This is a genomic window from Kitasatospora sp. NPDC052896 (assembly GCF_044547075.1).
Lineage (GTDB): Bacteria > Actinomycetota > Actinomycetes > Streptomycetales > Streptomycetaceae > Kitasatospora.
This window is the reverse complement of sequence record NZ_JBITZU010000088.1, coordinates 1-1,024: the sequence shown is the minus strand read 5'-3', so window position 1 is coordinate 1,024 and position 1,024 is coordinate 1. Positions and strand designations below refer to the sequence as shown.

The window sequence follows — 1,024 nt, the reverse complement described above, 5'->3', positions numbered from 1 at the left end:
CAGGGCGGTGTCGTTCCGAGGATCTGTCCGGTTTGATCACGTGATGCCGAAAGTGGCGAGTGGGCGCGGCTGGGGCCACGGGCGTGGTGGCGGAGTCCGGCGGCGATGTTGTCGTGGCCCGCGTGCCGGAGTGCGCGGATGGCAAGGTTGCGCAGGTCCGGGGTGCTGCCAGGCGAGTCTGGCTTCACCGGGTGGGCAGGCAACTGGACCGCGGACCCGTTCGGCATGAACAACTGGCCGCCAGCGGATCTGGGATCGGACGACTCTCCGGGGGGCTGCCCTGACGGCCCATCCCCGCGCCACGCCCCGGCGGCCGTGCCTACGGTGGTGGCGTGAGAAGCGGTCGCCGCAGGGTCCCGGGCTGTCACATTGCCCGGGGCCTGCGCCGTGTTAGGGAGCGTCAGGAACTGCCACCCGCCGTCAGGCCAAGTCGTAGACCGTGACGGGCACCCCGCGCCGGGTCAACTCCTCCACGATGAGCGGCTCGACCAATTCCCACCGGCCCCCGGCAAGGCCGCAACCGATCCGCGGCATGTGCACCGAGGCCCGAAGTTGCAGCGCACGGTCGGCGACGGTGGCGAGGGCGGCACTGATGGCCTCGTACCTGACGGGTGGGGTGCTGCTGGGGCGGTAGCCGTGCTGGCCGATCATGTTGGCGACGAGGAGGCTGTCCTCGGCGGGCACGAACTGCACCGCGCCGAGCGCGAAGCCGTTGGTCTCCCGGTCGCGGTACCAGGTCTTGTACGCGGTCCTGGTCTGCGGCCAGCGTCGGGCGAGCGGCAGCACGAAGCCCTTGCCCCAGCCGCCGGCGTCGTTGCAGACGTGCGCGATGATCTTCGGGCCTTCGCCCTGGGGTGCGGTTGCGTCGCCGACGACGTAGCTGATCTCCTGAGTCACGGCGCGACTCTAGCCAGCGGGTCCGACAGGCCACCACAGCATTACGGGTATCCGCTCAGCAGACCGGAGTCGTTGCGAGGACCTGCCCGGGTTGATGCTGGTCCAGATAGCTGGTGTGGCTCGTGTG

Annotated in this window: 1 protein-coding gene; it reads right to left on the bottom strand. The window is 70.0% G+C overall.

Features of this window, described 5'->3' with window-relative positions:
• Positions 1 to 420: 420 nt before the first annotated feature.
• Positions 421 to 897, bottom strand: coding sequence for a macro domain-containing protein (locus ACIGXM_RS37455; RefSeq protein ID WP_396568593.1), 477 nt, complete (start codon positions 895 to 897; stop codon positions 421 to 423).
• Positions 898 to 1,024: the final 127 nt, after the last annotated feature.